The 16,420-nt window shown below is 68.9% G+C and carries 12 protein-coding genes; 7 read left to right on the forward strand and 5 right to left on the reverse strand.

Features of this window, described 5'->3' with window-relative positions:
* The first annotated feature begins 1 nt into the window (after window position 1).
* Window positions 2–1,921, forward strand: a complete 1,920-nt coding sequence (gene pknB, locus ACFO8M_RS06990) for a Stk1 family PASTA domain-containing Ser/Thr kinase (RefSeq protein ID WP_387972466.1) — start codon at window positions 2–4, stop codon at window positions 1,919–1,921.
* 211 nt (window positions 1,922–2,132) lie between these two features.
* Complete coding sequence (locus tag ACFO8M_RS06995) at window positions 2,133–2,303, forward strand: hypothetical protein (RefSeq protein WP_387972469.1); 171 nt, start codon at window positions 2,133–2,135, stop codon at window positions 2,301–2,303.
* 196 nt (window positions 2,304–2,499) lie between these two features.
* On the opposite strand, the gene ACFO8M_RS07000 is transcribed toward ACFO8M_RS06995, so the two are convergent.
* The 5 genes from ACFO8M_RS07000 to ACFO8M_RS07020 form a co-directional block, all read right to left on the reverse strand.
* Complete coding sequence (locus ACFO8M_RS07000) at window positions 2,500–4,287, reverse strand: ABC transporter substrate-binding protein (protein ID WP_387972472.1); 1,788 nt, start codon at window positions 4,285–4,287, stop codon at window positions 2,500–2,502.
* Between the two features lie 70 nt (window positions 4,288–4,357).
* On the reverse strand, window positions 4,358–5,482 hold the full coding sequence (locus ACFO8M_RS07005; RefSeq protein WP_387972475.1) for an ABC transporter ATP-binding protein: 1,125 nt from the start codon (window positions 5,480–5,482) through the stop codon (window positions 4,358–4,360).
* On the reverse strand, window positions 5,436–6,509 hold the full coding sequence (locus ACFO8M_RS07010) for an ABC transporter ATP-binding protein (protein ID WP_387972478.1): 1,074 nt from the start codon (window positions 6,507–6,509) through the stop codon (window positions 5,436–5,438). The genes ACFO8M_RS07005 and ACFO8M_RS07010 overlap by 47 nt, the downstream gene beginning before the upstream one ends.
* A gap of 4 nt (window positions 6,510–6,513) precedes the next feature.
* On the reverse strand, window positions 6,514–7,413 hold the full coding sequence (locus ACFO8M_RS07015) for an ABC transporter permease (RefSeq protein WP_387972481.1): 900 nt from the start codon (window positions 7,411–7,413) through the stop codon (window positions 6,514–6,516).
* Window positions 7,413–8,510, reverse strand: coding sequence for an ABC transporter permease (locus ACFO8M_RS07020; RefSeq protein ID WP_387972484.1), 1,098 nt, complete (start codon window positions 8,508–8,510; stop codon window positions 7,413–7,415). Before ACFO8M_RS07020 ends, ACFO8M_RS07015 begins: the two co-directional genes overlap by 1 nt.
* Before the next feature lie 313 nt (window positions 8,511–8,823).
* Here ACFO8M_RS07020 and ACFO8M_RS07025 point away from each other — a divergent pair, with 313 nt between their 5' ends.
* The 5 genes from ACFO8M_RS07025 to ACFO8M_RS07045 all read left to right on the forward strand — a co-directional run bounded on the left by ACFO8M_RS07025 (window position 8,824) and on the right by ACFO8M_RS07045 (window position 16,363).
* Window positions 8,824–10,047 carry an NADP-dependent isocitrate dehydrogenase gene (locus tag ACFO8M_RS07025; RefSeq protein WP_387972486.1) on the forward strand — a complete coding sequence of 408 codons (1,224 nt, stop codon included), beginning with the start codon at window positions 8,824–8,826 and terminating at the stop codon, window positions 10,045–10,047.
* 215 nt (window positions 10,048–10,262) lie between these two features.
* On the forward strand, window positions 10,263–10,991 hold the full coding sequence (locus ACFO8M_RS07030; RefSeq protein ID WP_387972489.1) for a phosphocholine cytidylyltransferase family protein: 729 nt from the start codon (window positions 10,263–10,265) through the stop codon (window positions 10,989–10,991).
* The gene (locus ACFO8M_RS07035; protein ID WP_387972493.1) at window positions 10,991–12,046 is read left to right on the forward strand and encodes an iron-containing alcohol dehydrogenase family protein; all 1,056 of its coding nucleotides are present in this window, start codon (window positions 10,991–10,993) and stop codon (window positions 12,044–12,046) included. Before ACFO8M_RS07030 ends, ACFO8M_RS07035 begins: the two co-directional genes overlap by 1 nt.
* Window positions 12,033–13,781, forward strand: coding sequence for an ABC transporter permease (locus ACFO8M_RS07040; RefSeq protein WP_387972496.1), 1,749 nt, complete (start codon window positions 12,033–12,035; stop codon window positions 13,779–13,781). The genes ACFO8M_RS07035 and ACFO8M_RS07040 overlap by 14 nt, the downstream gene beginning before the upstream one ends.
* A gap of 254 nt (window positions 13,782–14,035) precedes the next feature.
* Window positions 14,036–16,363, forward strand: coding sequence for an acyltransferase family protein (locus ACFO8M_RS07045; RefSeq protein WP_387972499.1), 2,328 nt, complete (start codon window positions 14,036–14,038; stop codon window positions 16,361–16,363).
* The last annotated feature ends 57 nt before the right edge of the window (window positions 16,364–16,420 follow it).

Consider the following 16,420-nt stretch of genomic DNA (forward strand, 5'->3'; position numbering starts at 1 on the left):
GATGACGACAGAGCCCCGCCTGCTAGGCGGGAGATACGAGATCGGCGAGGTCGTCGGCTACGGGGGGATGGCTGAAGTCCACCGTGGCCGGGACCTGCGTCTCGGCCGCGATGTCGCGGTGAAGCTGCTCCGGGCCGACCTGTCCCGTGACGAGTCGTTCCTCATCCGCTTCCAGCGCGAGGCCCAGAACTCCGCGTCGCTCAACCACCCGAACATCGTCGCCGTCTTCGACACCGGCGAGGACATGGGCATCCCCTACATGGTGATGGAGTTCGTCAACGGCCGGACCCTGAAAGAGGTCCTGATCCAGGAGGGCCGTTTCGACTCCGCGACGGCCTGCGAGATCGTCGCCGACATGTGCTCGGCGCTGGATTTCAGCCACAAGCACCACATCATCCACCGGGACGTCAAGCCCGGCAACGTGATGCTCTCGGACACCAACCAGGTCAAGGTCATGGACTTCGGCATCGCCCGGGCGCTCGCCAGCAACCAGGCCACCATGACCCAGACCAGCGCGGTCATCGGCACCGCGCAGTACCTCTCTCCCGAGCAGGCCCGCGGCGAGACCGTCGACGCCCGCTCGGACGTGTACGCGGTCGGCTGCGTGCTCTACGAACTGCTCGTGGGGCACCCGCCGTTCACCGGCGACAACCCCGTCTCCGTGGCCTACCAGCATGTGCGCGAGGAGGCCCGGCCGCCTTCGGAGCTCAACCCGAACGTCCCGGCCTCCGTCGACGCCGTGATCATGAAGGCCCTCGCGAAGAACCCCGAGAACCGGTACCACTCGGCCGGGGAGATGCGCGAGGACCTCATCCGCGCCGCCCGCGGGCAGGCCGTCATGGCCCCCGCGGTGATGAGCGAGGGCGACCGGACGCAGCTGCTCGCCGGCGGCGCCGACGCGACGGCCCCGATCACGCCGATCGCGACCTCCTCGAGCAAGCGCCGCCCGTGGCTCATCGCCTTGGGGGTGATCCTCGCGCTCGTCGCGGTCACCGCGGCCGGCTGGGGGATCATGCAGATGCTCGAGACCTCCCAGAAGGTCACGGTGACTGACGTGAGAGGCGAACTCCAAGCGGACGCGGAGGCCACGCTCAAGGCCGACGGCTTCGAGGTCACCGTCGAACCGGTGGCCGCGACCGATCCGAACGATCCCGAGATCGGGAAGGTCACCGACCAGGACCCCGCCGGCGGCACCGAGGCCGACGAGGGCGACACGGTGACGCTCACCGTCAAGATCGCCCCAGAGAAGGTCAAGGTCGAGGACGTCGTGGGTGACGACTTCGAGACGGCTGAGGAGACACTGGTGGACCAGGGTCTCACGGTCAAACGCGTGAACCAGCCCGACACGGCGCCCGAGGGGACCGTGCTGGGCCAGGATCCCGAAGGCGGCACCGAGGTGGACCCGCTGCACGAGGTGACGCTCACCGTCTCCTCGGGCGGCCAGGCCACCGTTCCCGACGTGTTCGGCATGACCGTCGAGACCGCGGAGAACACGCTCTCGGAGGCCGGATTCAACGCGGAGGTCGAGTACGGCAACGGCGGCGACACGCTGAACGTCGTCTACGCGCAGGACCCGGGTGAGGGCTCCACCGAGGAGGAGGGCACCACGGTGAAGATCACCGCCCAGGGCGTGGTGATCACCTGGGACGCCACGACGACGCCGCAGGCGCTCGCGGACAGCTTGACCGCATTGGGCCTCACCGCCACGATCGAGGGCGACGCCGCGGCCGAGACCATCGAGAGCGTCACCAACGACGCAGGGGAGATCACCAGCGGCATGGCCGTCGCGCCCGACTCCTCGGTCACCATCACCGCCGCCGAAGTGGACGACGGCGGCGGCGGCGGCGAGACCACGTCGACGCCGGACGAGACCTGCAGCAACCCGCTGGACACGCCGCCCTGCAACGATGACGAGAACTAGCGCAGACGAGAACGAACGAGTAAGGGCCCCATCGCTTCGCGATGGGGCCCTTACTCGTCTTGAGGGTGAGGCGGGGCGAACCCGGCGGCGCTCGTGGGTCAGATCTTCGCGTGGTACTCGAGTTCGTAGGCGCTCGCGTCGATGATCATCTCGGTGACTTCGACGCAGCGGTCGGCGGCATCGAACGCGGTGCGGGCGATGGCGATCACCGGTGTGCCGCTGGGCAGTCGGCCGCCGGGAGACCAAGGCCGGACCCCGCCTCATCGCCGTCTTCACCGAACCGCCCGGCGACCGCGAGGAATGGCACCCCGCCTGGCGCACCGACCCGATGCGCCCCAGCGTCGAAGCCAAGGCCAGAGCCATCGCGCTGCGCGGCGGTTGAACCCTCGCAAGCGGACACGCAGCGCGGCCCCGACCGGAATTCCCGGCCGGGGCCCCGCTTCTCTTGTTCGCCGCGCTGACCCGCCTCGGTCTTGCGCGGCGGCGCTCCGGGTTCGCACCTGGAACGGGCACGGGTGCTCCCCGGGCGCGAGCAGGTCGCCCGGGGAGCGGGATCATACGTCCTTGAGGGGTGCAGCCTAAGCGGGCTCGATGCCGCCTTCGAGGATGCGGACCATGATCGGGTTGTCGAAGTAGATGTCGTTGAGCTCGTAGTCGCCCGGGTCGACCTTGTCGACGCGGGCGCCCTCGATCGCGTAGCTGACGCGCTGGTTCAGGAACAGCGGCAGGCGCGGCAGGGTCTCGTTGAAGACCACGCCGAGGATCTTGTGCGCCGCCATCTGCTCTTCCTCGGTGCCCTGCTGGGACTGGAGGTAGAGCGCGTTCACGTCCACAGTGCCCTGCGTCGCCGTCACGACCTCGGTCACCGGCACGCCCATGCCGGGGGCGTCGGCGGTCAGCGAGTTGTCGGTGAACCAGGTCATCTGCCAGGCGCCGTAGACGTAAGGCACGAACGGGTTCGCCCACTGGCGCACCGCGATGTCGAAGTCGCCGGCGCCCCAGATGCCCCACGGGTTGTCGTCGGGGACGTTCTCGTACTTGACGTTCAGGCCGAACTCGGTCAGCTGCGCCGCCGCCTGCTCACCCGAGAGCGAGAAGTCCGTCCAGCCCTCGACGCCGATGATCGTGTACTCGGCGAGCGAGCCGTCCGGCTTGTGCCAGCCGTCGGACTCCTTCTTCCAGCCCGCGCCCTCGAGCAGGCTCGTGGCCTTGGCGTGGTCGACCGAGTAGTACTCCAGCTCGACGTCGTCGAACAGGCCCTCGGCGTGCGGGTCGGCCAGGCCCGAGAAGGTCGCCGGCAGGTAGTAGCCGCCCGCGCCCTTCGCGATCTCGCCGATCGACTCGGTGTCGAAGACGTACTGGATCGCCTTGCGCACGTTGACGTCCGCGAACTCGGGGAAGCGGCCCTGGTTGAGCATCAGGCCGATGCCGTCGTAACCGGGGGTCGACAGCTCCTTGAGCCCCTCGACGCCCGCGATCGTCTGGCGGTCGGTCGCGCCGAGCACCTGGGTCGAGTAGTCGACCTCGCTCGAGAGCAGGAACTGCACCGACGCGGCGTTGTCGCCCTTCTGGATCTCGAAGGTCGCGAACTTCACCTGGTCGGCGAACAGGCCGTCCTCGTGCACCGACATCGTGATGACGGTTTCGCCGATCTCGTCGAACTTGTAGGCGCCGCAGGAGATGAACCCGCCCTCGGCGTCCTTGAAGTCCTCCGCGGCGATCTTCTCGGCCAGCGCCGACTGCTCCGGGGAGCCCTGAACGGCACCGGCGGCGACGAGCGTCGCGGACTCGTCCATCCACTCGCCGTAACGCGCGTACGGCAGCACCTGCACCTTGAGCGCGCCGTGCTCGACGCCGGGGAAGACCGCCGAGTACTGGACGGTCACGGTGAGGTCGTCGTCCGCCGTCGCGGTCTCCAACTGGTCCCACCCGACGGTGCCCTGCGCGGCGTTGAGCTTCTGCAGGTAGATGGTGCCCACGACGTCCTTCGCGGTGACGTCGTTGCCGTCGGTCCACTTGATGCCGGAGCGGAGCTTGATCGTGAGGGTCTTGTCCGCGATCTCGACCGACTCGGCGAGCTGCGGGATCCACTCCTGCGTGTCCCAGTTGAGGACCGCAGGGCGGGGGATGAACAGTTCCGCGTTCGGCGCCGAGGTCAGCAGCGCCGCGTTGTTGATCGCCGCGTTGTAGTGCTGCGTGGTGACGTCGAACGGGTACACGTAGACGAACTTGCCGGACGCTCCTTCGTCGTCCGAGCCCTTGGCCTGGCAGGCACCGAGCACGCTCGTCGTCGCCACGGCGCCCGCGCCGAGGCCGACCGCCTGCATGAGCCGACGTCGGCTGAGCTCGAATTGCTGAGAGGTCATCGCCGCTTCCTTTCACTTAATGTTGAGGGCAATAAATTGATCGAGATGAGGAACAACCCGGTTCCGGCGGTCAGATCGCCGACTCCGGTTCGGGACGTCGCGAGCCGGGTACGGCGTCGAAGGTGAGCGTCCGGTCTGAAGGCGCGGCGCGCGCGATGTCGCGCGCCACGATGTGGCAGGAGACCTTGCGGCCCTTGCGCTCCGGTGAGGTGTCCGCGAGCCGCAGGGACGGCTCGGAGGTGTCGCACACGCCGGGTTCGAAAGCGGGGCAGCGGGGATGGAACGCGCAGCCGGACGGCAGCGCCGTCAGGCTCGGGATCTCCGCCGAGCGCAGGCCCACCGCGGACCGGTTCGCCTTCGCCAGGTCCGGGTCCGGCTCGCACACCGCGCCGATGAGCGCCTTGGTGTACGGGTGCTGGGGGTTCCCGATGACCTCCGGGGTGGGGCCGTGCTCGACGACCTTCCCCAGGTACATGACCGCGATCTCGCCGTCCCACGCGAAGTACTTCGCGACGGCCAGGTCGTGGGTGATGAACAGGAAGCCGACGTCGAGCTCGTCGCGCAGCCGCCCCAGGGTGTTGAGCAGGCTCACGCGGATCGAGACGTCCAGCATGGAGGTCGACTCGTCGCAGATGAGCAGGTCCGGGTTCATCGCCAGTGACCGGGCGACGTTGACGCGCTGGCGCTGGCCGCCGGAGAGCTGGTGCGGGTACGAGTCCAGGTAGGACTCGGGCGGGGTGAGCTCGACGAGCTGGAGGAGCTCGGCGGCCTTGGCGCGGGCCTCGGTGCGGCTCTTGACGATGCCGTGGCGCTTGAGTCCGGCGCTGAGCGTCGAGTAGACGGTGCGCGTGGGGTTGAGCGCGGCGTACGGGTCCTGGTGGATGTACTGCACGGACCGCCGGTAGGCGGTGCGCTCCTTCGCGGACATCTGCGTGATGTCCTTGCCGCGGAACTCGACCGCGCCCGCGGTGGGCCGGGTGAGGCCGGCGGCGGCGCGGGCCGTGGTGGTCTTGCCGCAGCCGGACTCGCCGACGAGGCACAGCACCTTGCCGGGCTTGACTTCGAGGTCGACGCCGCCGACGGCGGCGACGGGGCCCTTCTTGGTGTCGAAGACCTGCTCCAGGCCCGACAGTTTGAGCAGCGGGGTCTCAGACATTGGCCTTTTCTCCTTCGGCGAGGCTTGCGAGCCGATCATTGGCACTGCCGGAGAGCCGGACCTGGTCGTGGTGGAGGCAGGCCACCGAGTGGTCCATCGCCAGCGGACGTTCCGTCAGGAGGCTGAGCGGGACGCGGTCCCGCCTGCATTCGTCGGTGGCGAAGGCGCACCGCGGGTTGAACGCGCAGCCGTCCGGCATGGCCTTGAGGCTCGGCGGGTAGCCCGGGATCGACTCGAGCGCGGGCCGGTCGCCCTTGACGGGCATGACCGCGTTGATGAGCCCGGCCGTGTACGGGTGCTTGGGCGCGTGGAAGATGTCGCGCGCCGAGCCGGTCTCGATGATGCGCCCGGCGTACATGGTGGCGACCCGGTCGGCCAGTTCGGCGGCGAGCCCGAGGTCGTGGGTGATGAACACCATCGTGAACCCGAACTTCCCCCGCAGTTCGTGGAGCTGCTGCACGATCGAGCGCTGCGTGAGCAGGTCGAGGGCCGTGGTCGGCTCGTCGAGGACGAGCACCTGCGGGTCGAGGGCGATGGCGAGCGCGATGAGCGCGCGCTGCTTCATGCCGCCCGACAGCTCGTGCGGGTAGGACTGGAGCACGCGGTCGGGGTCGAGCCGCACGGTCTCCAGCAGTTCCCCGGCGCGCTCCTCGACCGCCTTCTTCGTCCACTTCTTGCCGTCCGAGTGGTCCCGGAGGGTGTCGGCGAAGTGGTCGACGATCTTGATGACCGGGTTGAAGGCGTTCATGGCGCCCTGGAACACCATCGCGGCCTCGCTCCAGCGGAAGCGGCGCAGCTGCTCCTTCTTCATCTGCAGCAGGTCGGCCGTGGAGCCGTCCTTGAGCCGGTAGGTGAGGGAGCCGGAGGTGATCTCGCCGAGGTTCGGCAGCAGGCGCAGCAGGCCGAGGCCGAGCGTGGTCTTGCCGCAGCCGGACTCGCCCACGAGGGCCAGGGACTGGCCCTCGTAGAGGTCCAGGTCGATGCCGCTGACGGCGGTCACCGACTCCTTTCGGCCTGTCCTGTAGGCGATCGCGAGGTCGCGGACGCTGAGAATCGGGTCGCTCATGGTCTCACCTTTCCCGGAGGCGCGGGTTGAGGGCCTGGTCGAGGCCGCGGCCCATGGTCACGAGGCCGATCGTGAAGAGCACGATCATGATCAGCGGCGGGATGACGTAGGGCAGCGTGACCGGGTTGAGGTAGAAGTTCTGACTCCACGACTGGTGGATCATCAAGCCCCAGTTGGGGGTCCCGGAGGGCATGAGGCCCAGCACGAAGAGGCCGACGATCGCGTAGATCGCCTGGTTCACCGAGATCACGAAGTTGACGAAGATGAACCCGGCCATGTTCGGCAGGATCTCGCGGAAGACGATGCGGGTCGTGCCGAGGTCCTGGAGCCGGGCGGCTTCCACGAACTCGCGTTCCTTGAGGGACATGACCTGCGCGCGGATCGAGCGGAAGAGGAAGGCCCACATGGTGGAGCCGACGACGACCGCGATCCCCCAGGGCGGGATGTTCTCGAAGAAGGCGACGACCGCGAGCATGAGCAGGAACTGCGGGATCGTGACGGTGACGTCGGTGAGCTGCAGCAGGACCGCGTCGATCCGGCCGCGGAAGTAGCCCGCGACCGAGCCGAACACGACGGCCACGAACACGGCCATGAGGGCCGCGAGCGTGCCGACCCAGATCGGCTCGGCGCCGGAGTTCACGAGGATCGTGAAGGTGTCCTGGCCCTGGTAGTCGGTGCCGAGCCAGTGCTCGGAGGAGGGCTCGAGCCAGATCTTGGTGGCGTCGGTGGGGTTGTCCTGGTCGACCAGGAGCGGCCCGATGAAGGAGAACCCGACGATGAGCAGCACCAGCACGGTGCCGGCGAAGCCGGCGGGGGAGCGGGTCAGCCCGATCCACAGCCGGCCGAGGAAGGTCTCCCCGAACTGCTTGCGGGGCTTGGCGATGCTTGCGTCCAATGCGGTCATCACGCGTCCTGCCCTTCGGACTTGATGCGGGGGTCGACCTTGACGAGGATGAGGTCGACGATGAGGCTGGCGATGACCACGGAGGTCGCGAGGATGATCACGGCGGCCTGCACGACCGGGTAGTCGCGGTCGGAGATGGCGCTGATGAGCATCTGGCCGACGCCGGGGTAGTCGAGGATCTGCTCGATCACGATCGAGCCGCCCACGAGCGTGCCCATCTGGAGCGCGATCTGCGGGATCACGGGCAGGAGCGCGTTGCGCCCCACGTAGCTGCGCGAGATCCGGCCGGGCTTGAGGCCGCGGGCGCGGGCCACCGTCACGTAGTCCTCGGTGAGGACCTCGGTGGTGGCGGCCTTCATGTTGAGCATGAAGGAGCCGGTGGCGGTGAACGCGAAGGCGAGGATCGGCAGGAGCGCGTGGAAGATCGCGTCGCCGAAGAACACGAAGTCGAAGCCCGGCTCGACCCCGGCGGTGATGCGACCGCGCATGTCGAGGAACGGCAGGACGCCCAGCACCGTGTAGCCGATGACGACGACGGCGGCGATGAGGATGTAGTTCGGGACGCCCGTGAGGAAGGACCCGATCGAGGTCATGGCGTGGTCGAAGCCGGAGTTGCGCCGGTAGGCCATGGCCATGCCGACCGAGAGGCCGATGATGACCGCGAGGACGACGCCGGCGCCGACCGCGAACAGCGTCCACGGCAGGTACTCCATGACGTGCTCGACCACGGTCTTGCTCGGGTTCGTCAGCGAGTTGCCGAGGTCGAAGGTGACCAGGCCTTTGAGGAACTCGAGGTACTGGCTCCCGATCGAGGCGTTCGGGTCGTAGTTGACGAGGTTGGCGGCCGTGGCCAGCGCCTGGTCGTGCGACATGCCCGCGCTGTTGAGGCGCCCGGCCATGATCTCGATCGGGTCGCCGGGCATGAACTGCATGAGCAGGAACGTGATCGTCGAGACCAGCCAGATCACGAACAGGGACTGGAGGATCCGACGGAAGGCATAGGAGGTCCAGATGCGCCGGACCACGCTGGCGGCGCTGCGGGGCGGCGTACCGTCCGCAACGCTTGGTTGCGGAGTGGGTGCGACAGGTGCGGTCACCTCGGTGCACTCCTTCGTGCGTCGTAGGGGCTACGGCTGGCGAAGCTCCAGGTATCGGGGGCCGAAACAAATTGGAAAGATTGTTTCTAGTTAAAGAAGCTACCCGTCGTGACCCGGGGCACGCCAGCCCTGAGACGGAATCGTTATCCGAGCGTCCGTGCTGTGACCATTGACTCCCGGGGGTGGGCGCGGGCTTCCACGGTAAAGCCAGTACGCTCGTACTGTTAGGAGCGTGGGCTCCGGCGCCGTCTTAGGCGCAGTCAACCCAGGCGCGGCGTGAGCGCAGGTAAGCGCAAGGAGAGGTAGCGAGACCATGACCAAGATCAAAGTTGAGAACCCGGTCGTCGAGCTCGACGGCGACGAGATGACCCGCATCATCTGGAGCAAGATCAAGGACGAGCTGATCCACCCCTACCTGGACGTGGACCTCAAGTACTACGACCTCTCCATCGAGCACCGCGACGCCACCGACGACCAGGTCACCGTGGACGCCGCCAACGCGATCGCCCAGTACAACGTGGGCGTCAAGTGCGCCACCATCACCCCCGACGAGGCCCGCGTCGAGGAGTTCGGCCTCAAGAAGATGTGGCGCTCCCCGAACGGCACCATCCGCAACATCCTCGGCGGCGTGGTCTTCCGCGAGCCGATCATCATGAGCAACGTGCCCCGCCTCGTCCCGGGCTGGACCAAGCCGATCATCATCGGCCGCCACGCCCACGGCGACCAGTACAAGGCCACCGACTTCAAGGTCGACCGCCCCGGCACCCTCACCGTCACCTTCACTCCGGCCGACGGCTCCGCGCCGATCGAGTTCCAGGCCGCCGAGTACCCGGAGGGCGGCGGCGTCGCCATGGCGATGTACAACTACAAGAAGTCCATCGAGGACTTCGCCCGCGCCTCGTTCCGCTACGGCCTGGCCCGGAACTACCCGGTCTACCTCTCCACCAAGAACACGATCCTCAAGGCCTACGACGGCATGTTCAAGGACGTGTTCCAGGAGGTCTTCGACAACGAGTTCAAGGTCGAGTTCGACGCGGCGGGCCTCACCTACGAGCACCGCCTCATCGACGACATGGTCGCCGCCGCCATGAAGTGGGAGGGCGGCTACGTCTGGGCCTGCAAGAACTACGACGGCGACGTCCAGTCCGACACCGTCGCGCAGGGCTTCGGCTCGCTCGGCCTCATGACCTCCGTGCTCATGACCCCCGACGGCAAGACCGTCGAGGCCGAGGCCGCGCACGGCACCGTGACGCGCCACTACCGCCAGCACCAGGCCGGCAAGCCGACCTCGACCAACCCGATCGCCTCGATCTTCGCGTGGACCCGGGGCCTGGCCCACCGCGGCAAGCTCGACGGCACCGCCGAGCTCACCGCGTTCGCGAACGAGCTCGAGAAGGTCGTCATCGACACCGTCGAGAGCGGCAAGATGACCAAGGACCTCGCGCTGCTCGTGGGCAAGGAGCAGGAGTGGCAGACCACCGACGCGTTCCTCGACACGCTGTCGGAGAACCTCGCCAAGTCCGTCGCCTCCAAGTAGTGCGCAACCGGGCCGACCGAGGCTCGTTGCAGAGGGAAGCGGCGACCGTTTCGGCGACCGAGCGTCTTGAACCGCTCGCAAGCTTCGCGTTTGTCGCCCTTCCCAGTAGGAGGCCCCGGCCGACGTGTGCAGGCGCACACTCGGCAGGGGCCTCCCCCCTTTCGGGACTTGTAAACTAGGCGGGTTCCACCCGTCTATCGGAAGGCAGCCATCACGTGAGAGGCGTCATCCTCGCCGCCGGCCAAGGGCAGCGCCTGCGCCCCGACACCGACGAGCTCCCCAAGACCCTCCTGCCGGTCACCGGGACGGAGACGATCCTCGACACGATCGTGCGGGGCCTCGCCGAGGTCGGCATCACCGACCTCGCGATCACCGTCGGCCACGCCGCCGGGAAGATCCGCGAGCACGCCCCGGTCCTCGAGGAGCGCTACGGCGTCACCGTCGAGATCGTCGACAACGACAAGCCGCACTGGAACAACGCCTACTCGCTGTGGACCGCCCGCGAGGCGTACAAGTCCGGTGCTCTGCTGGTCAACGGCGACACCGTGCACCCCACGAGCATCGAGCGGAACCTCCTCGCCGCCGCCGAAACGGACCCGCGGCTCCTCCTCGCCCTCGACGACCACAAGACGCTCACCGACGAGGCCATGAAGGTCCGCGTCGGCGAAGGCGGCGTGGACCTCATCCACAAGCTGCAGTCGATCGAGGCCGCAGCGGGCGAGTACATCGGCGTCAGCCTCATCCCGGCCGCCCTCGCCGAGGACCTCACCAAGGCCCTCGAGGCCACCTTCAACCGCGACTCGACCCTCTACTACGAGGACGCCTACCAGCTCCTGGCCGAGGCCGGGCAGATCGGCACCGTCTCGACCGGACCCGTCGCCTGGACCGAGGTCGACGACCACGCCGACTGGGCCGCGGCGAAAGAGATCGCGAAGAGCCTGTAGTGCCCACTTTCGCACGGACTGTGCTGGCGCCCATCACGGTCGAGGTCTCGTCCGGCGCCGTCGCGCGCCTGCCGGAGCTGCTCGCCGACAGCCGGATCTCCTCGGGCGGACGCGTCGCCGTCGCGCTCGGTCCCGGCCTCGGTGAGACGATCGCGGCCGAGCTCGACCACCTGCCGGACGCCACGGTCCACACCGTCACCCCCGGCAGCCTCGACAGCGCCAAAGAGCTCACCAAGCGGCTGCGCGACGACCACCGGGTCGACGCGCTCGTGGGCATCGGCGGCGGCAAGCTCCTCGACACCGCGAAATGGGCCGCGTCCGACCTCGGCCTGCCCATGGTCTCGGTCGCCACGAGCCTCGCCCACGACGGCCTCGCCTCGCCGACCGCCTCGCTCGAACGCGACGGCATCTCGGTCTCCTACGGGGTCCACCCGCCGCTCGCGGTCCTCGCCGACCTCGACTTCATCCGCCAGGCCCCCGCGCACCAGCTGCAGTCCGGCATCGGCGACGCGCTGACGAACCTCTCCGCCGTCGCGGACTGGCAGCTCTCGCACGAGGTGAACGGCGAACCCGTCGACGGTCTCGCCGCCGCCATCGCCCGCACCGGGGCCGAAGCGGTGCTGCGACACCCGGGCGGCATCAGCGACGACGCGTTCTTGGCCACACTCGCCGACGCGCTGATCCAAGGCGGCCTCGCCTCCAGCATGGCCGGATCGTCCCGGCCCTGCTCCGGCGGCTGCCACGAGATCGCGCACGCGCTCGAGGCGCTCCACCCCGGCCTGGCCTCCCATGGGGCGCAAGGCGCGCTGGGCGCCCTCATCTGCACGTGGCTGCGCGGGGACGAAGCCCTGTTCAAGGAACTTTCGGCCGTGATGAAGCGGCACGGACTGCCGCGCACCGCAAGTGAACTCGGGCTGAACACCAAAGAGCTCGCCACAGCGGTGGCCTACGCGCCGAGGACCCGCCCAGGCCGTTATACGATTCTCGAACATCGTGAACTGGACTCGGTGGCGCTTGAGCGACACCTGACGGAGATGATGCATGAGCTCGATTAGCCCGCACCCCGACGGAGTCTCCGGCCAGGCCGGAGACGGCGACGGGAGCCCGGAGAACTCCGATGCGGCCGCTTCGCAAAGCGGCTTCGGCCCCGGGCCTTCGGCCAACCCCGCGGGATACCCGCCGGGAGGCATGAGCTCAGGTTCGGCGGCCTTCGCGAGCCCGCCGGCGACGGCGGCGCCGGGCATCACTCCTCGCCCCCCGACTCCCAAGGCCCCCAAGGCCCCGAAGGCGGCCCCGGCCGCGTCCACGCCGCCCGGAAGCCAGCAGGCGACCCCGCCGCCCGCAGGCCAGTCGGCCACGCCGCCGCAGGGCTACGCGCCGCAGGCTCCCCAGGGCCAGGGCCAGGGCTACGGTCCTGCCGCGTACGCCGCGCCCGCGTCGCAGCAGCAGCAGGCCTACGGCGCTCCCGCGCCGCACCCGAGCCCGGCCCCGAACCCCGCTTACGGTGCGCCGCAAGGGCAGCAGCAGGGGCAGCCGTACGGCAGCCCGACCCCGCCCCCGCCGCCCGGTACGGGCCAGCAGCAGCCCTACGGCTCACCGCCCGCGCCGCAGGGTCCCGGGCAGCCCCAGCCCTACGGCGCTCCGGCGCCGCACGGTCCCTCCGGCGGCCAACCGGGGCAACCGAACCCGTACGGCCAGCCGCAGGGACAGCCCGGCCACTACCAGCCGCAGCAGCCCCCGCCGCCTCCCGCGGCCGCGCCCCAGGCGAACCAGGCCGGGCAGGTCCCGCAGGCGCCGTACGCGACCCGGCCCGAACCGGGCCGCGACATGCCGATGGCCGGGGCGTCCCCGATCCGCCGGAACATGGACGACACCGCCGAACTCCCGGCCTTCCTCGACTCGGCTCGCGGCGAAGAAGGCCCCATTCACGGCACGAAGACCGCTGAAGTCAAGCCGCTCAAGCGGAAGTTCCCGCTGACGACCGGCTTCACCGCGCTGATGCGCCACCGGTACGCCCTGTCGGTCCTGGTCCGCCGCGACCTCGCCGTCAAGTACCAGTCGACGGTGATGGGCTATCTCTGGTCGCTCATCGAACCGCTCGGCCTGACGGTCATCTACTGGTTCGTGTTCGACCTCGTCTTCGGCGGCGGCAAGGCGATGCCCGACGGCGTGGGGTATCTGCTGTTCATCGTCTCGGGCATCTTCGCCTACCAGTGGTTCAGCTCCGCGGTGAACGAGGGCGCGAAGTCCCTCGGCGGCCAGGCGGCCCTGATCACCGTCATGAAGGTCCCCCGAGAGGTCTTCCCGGTCTCGAAGGTCTTCGCGCGCTTCGCCGAATACGCGGTCGGCTTCCCGATCCTGCTGGCCGTCGCGGTCTGGCAGGGCGGCACGTTCGGGTTCAACCTGCTGTGGCTGATCCCCGCGATCCTGGTGCAGACGATGCTGCTGGCGGGCATGACGTTCATCCTCGCCGGACTCAACGTCCTCTACAAGGACGTCTCGCGCTTCCTGCCGCTGGTCATGCGCGTGCTCTTCTACGCCTCGGCGATCATCTACCCGGTCACCAAGGTCTCCGAAGCGCCCACCATGAAGGAGAACCCCTGGCTGTTCGACGTCTTCTCGACGAACCCGCTCATCGGCATCTTCTCGATGCACCGCGCGGTGTTCATTCCCGAATTCGCCCCGAACACCTACCAGCTGTGCGTCGCGATCGGCTTCTCGACGTTCCTGATGTTCTTCGGCCGCTGGATCTTCTACAAGGTCGAACCGCGCGTCCTCAAGGCGCTCTGAGCAAGCGGCGGCCCCGACCGGGAAACCGGTCGGGGCCGCTTCGCGTTCAGGCCCCGTTGCCGAAGTGCCCGAAGCGATCAAGCGCGGTACAGCCGCGGCGGGCGTCCATCGGTACGATGGCAGCAAGAGCGACCCCCTTCCGGTGTGCCCGATTAGTCGGGTCGGCCACCACGCGGCCCCCCGGCGGGAAGGGAACGCCTAGTATGAGGCGACTCGTTGCGCCCCGGCCATCCCTAGACGGAGAAACCTGCACTATGACCTCGCCCCAGGCCCCAAGGCCCCCGCACAGCGCCGCCGGGCCCGGAGTCAACGAGGAGACCCTCCATCTGCCGACGACCACCGCCGGCATGGCCGCCGCCCCGTCGGCGGGCTCCCGCACCGCGCCCAGCCCCTATCCGGTGCGCCCCGCCTTCCGCACCCCCGCGCCGCCGACGATGCCGCCGAACACCGGCGGCCACCCGCGCCAGCCCGCGCCGCCGCTGTCCGCGCCGCAGCAGCAGCAACCGCACCAGCCGCGCCGGACCCGCTGGGAGGGCGTCGGGTTCCGCCCCGACATCCAGGGCCTGCGCGCCGTCGCGGTCCTCCTCGTCCTGCTCTCGCACGCCGGATTCGGTTTCGCCGCAGGCGGTTACGTCGGCGTCGACGTGTTCTTCGTGCTCTCCGGGTTCCTCATCACCTCGCTCCTGGTGAAGGAGGTCTTCGACACCGGGAAGATCTCCATCGCGGGCTTCTACGCCCGCCGGGCCCGCCGCATCCTGCCCGCCGCGAGCCTGGTCACCATCGCCACGGTCCTCGGCGCCTGGCTGTGGTTCCCGGTCACCCGCCTCGAAGCGGTCATGCAGGACGCGTTCACCGTGATCGTCTACATCGTGAACTACCGGTTCGTGGCCGAGTCGACCGAGTACCTCAACGCCGACCAGATGCCCTCACCGTTCCAGCAGTTCTGGTCCCTGGCGGTCGAAGAGCAGTTCTACGTGATCTGGCCGCTGCTCCTGATCGGACTGCTGCTCCTGGTCAAGCGCCACCCGGGCAAGCTCGTGAACATCGGGATCGCCGCCTGCGCCGCGATCTTCGCCATCAGCCTGGTCCTGTCGGTGCTCGTCACCCAGCAGGCGCAGCCCGTCGCGTACTACGCCGCGCACACCCGCATCTGGGAGCTCGCCGCCGGGGCGTTCCTCGCCCTGATCCTCCCGACCCTGAAGAAGACCCCGAAGTACCTCGCGTGGGCGCTCGGCGTCGCCGGGCTCGCCGCGGTCGTCGCCTCCGGGGTCCTGTACGACGACGCCACGCCGTTCCCCGGGTACACCGCGCTGCTGCCGGTGGTCGGCACCATGCTCCTCATCATCGCGGGCACGAGCACCGGCGGGAACCCCGTCTCCTCGCTCCTCGGCACGGGCCCGTTCCAGTTCTTCGGACGGATCTCCTACAGCCTCTACCTGTGGCACTGGCCGATCCTCATCCTCATCCCGCTCGCCGTGGACGCCGAGCCCTCCCTGGGCCTGAACGTGGTCCTGATGGTCGCCGCCGTCGCGGTCGCGCAGCTCTCCTACCAGTACGTCGAAGAGCCCATCCGCAACTCCCGGCCCATCAAGGCCAGCAACATGTGGGGCCTGGTCACCGGTGTCGCCTGCTCGCTCCTGGGCATCGCCATGGTCATCACGATGACGGTGGCCTTCGCGAAGGTCCCGCCGGAGGACGAAGCGCCGGTCGACCTCGAAGCGGTCGAAGAGGCCGAGGACGTCACCGAGATCGAGAAGCGCCTCCAGGAGGGCCTCGCGATCACCTCGGTCCCGGCGGACCTCGAGCCCTCGCTCACGGGCGCCGACGCCGACGCGCCGGTCATCTACGAAGACGAATGCCACGTCGACGCCGAGGCCACCGAGCCGCCGGGCGAATGCGCCTACGCTGACCTCGAAAGCGACACCACCATCGTCCTCATGGGCGACTCCCATGCGGCGCAGTGGTTCCCCGCGGTCATCCGGGTCGCCAAGGAGAACGGCTGGAAGCTCCTGGCCCGCACCAAGAGCTCCTGCACGCCCGCCGACATCACCCCGTACAACTCGATCCTCGAACGCGACTACACCGAATGCGACGAGTGGCGCGACAACGTCCTCGACGAGATCGACGAGATCAAGCCCGCCATGGTGATCCTCAGCGGCGAGGACTCGCCTTCGCTCTCCGACAGCGAGGACCAGAGCCCCGAAGCGTGGGCCGACGCCTGGACGAGCACTCTGGACCGGATCACCGCGTCCGCCGGCCAGGCGGTGACGCTCACCGACACGCCCCGCAGCCCCACCGGCGACTCGATCCCCGAGTGCATCTCCGTGAACCAGGACGAGGTCCAGGAGTGCGTCCTGGACCACGCCAAGGCCATGGACGACTCCGGCAACCGCGAGGCCTCCATGGCCGCGGCGCAGGACGCCGGGGCCCATGTCGTCGAGACCGTGGGCTGGTTCTGCATCTCCGGCGAATGCCCGGTGATCACCGAGAGCACGTTGGTGTACCGGGACTCCCACCACATCAGCACCCCGTACGCGCGCTCCCTCAGCACCCTCCTGGGCGACGCACTACCGGCGCTGTGAGCTGCGGATCGGTCCTGCGATCGGTCCCGCGTCGGGCTCGTCGCGGGACCGGGACCG

This window comes from Glycomyces rhizosphaerae (assembly GCF_042647865.1).
GTDB classification, from domain to species: domain Bacteria; phylum Actinomycetota; class Actinomycetes; order Mycobacteriales; family Micromonosporaceae; genus Glycomyces; species Glycomyces rhizosphaerae.

Bases quoted from the DNA above. Each gene is read 5' to 3' on its own strand.
- pknB (WP_387972466.1), top strand. From the start codon at position 2: ATGACGACAGAGCCCCGCCTGCTAGGCGGGAGATACGAGATCGGCGAG.
- ACFO8M_RS07000 (WP_387972472.1), bottom strand. From the start codon at position 4,287: ATGACCTCTCAGCAATTCGAGCTCAGCCGACGTCGGCTCATGCAGGCG.
- ACFO8M_RS07005 (WP_387972475.1), bottom strand. From the start codon at position 5,482: ATGATCGGCTCGCAAGCCTCGCCGAAGGAGAAAAGGCCAATGTCTGAG.
- ACFO8M_RS07010 (WP_387972478.1), bottom strand. From the start codon at position 6,509: ATGAGCGACCCGATTCTCAGCGTCCGCGACCTCGCGATCGCCTACAGG.
- ACFO8M_RS07015 (WP_387972481.1), bottom strand. From the start codon at position 7,413: ATGACCGCATTGGACGCAAGCATCGCCAAGCCCCGCAAGCAGTTCGGG.
- ACFO8M_RS07025 (WP_387972486.1), top strand. From the start codon at position 8,824: ATGACCAAGATCAAAGTTGAGAACCCGGTCGTCGAGCTCGACGGCGAC.
- ACFO8M_RS07040 (WP_387972496.1), top strand. From the start codon at position 12,033: ATGAGCTCGATTAGCCCGCACCCCGACGGAGTCTCCGGCCAGGCCGGA.
- ACFO8M_RS07045 (WP_387972499.1), top strand. From the start codon at position 14,036: ATGACCTCGCCCCAGGCCCCAAGGCCCCCGCACAGCGCCGCCGGGCCC.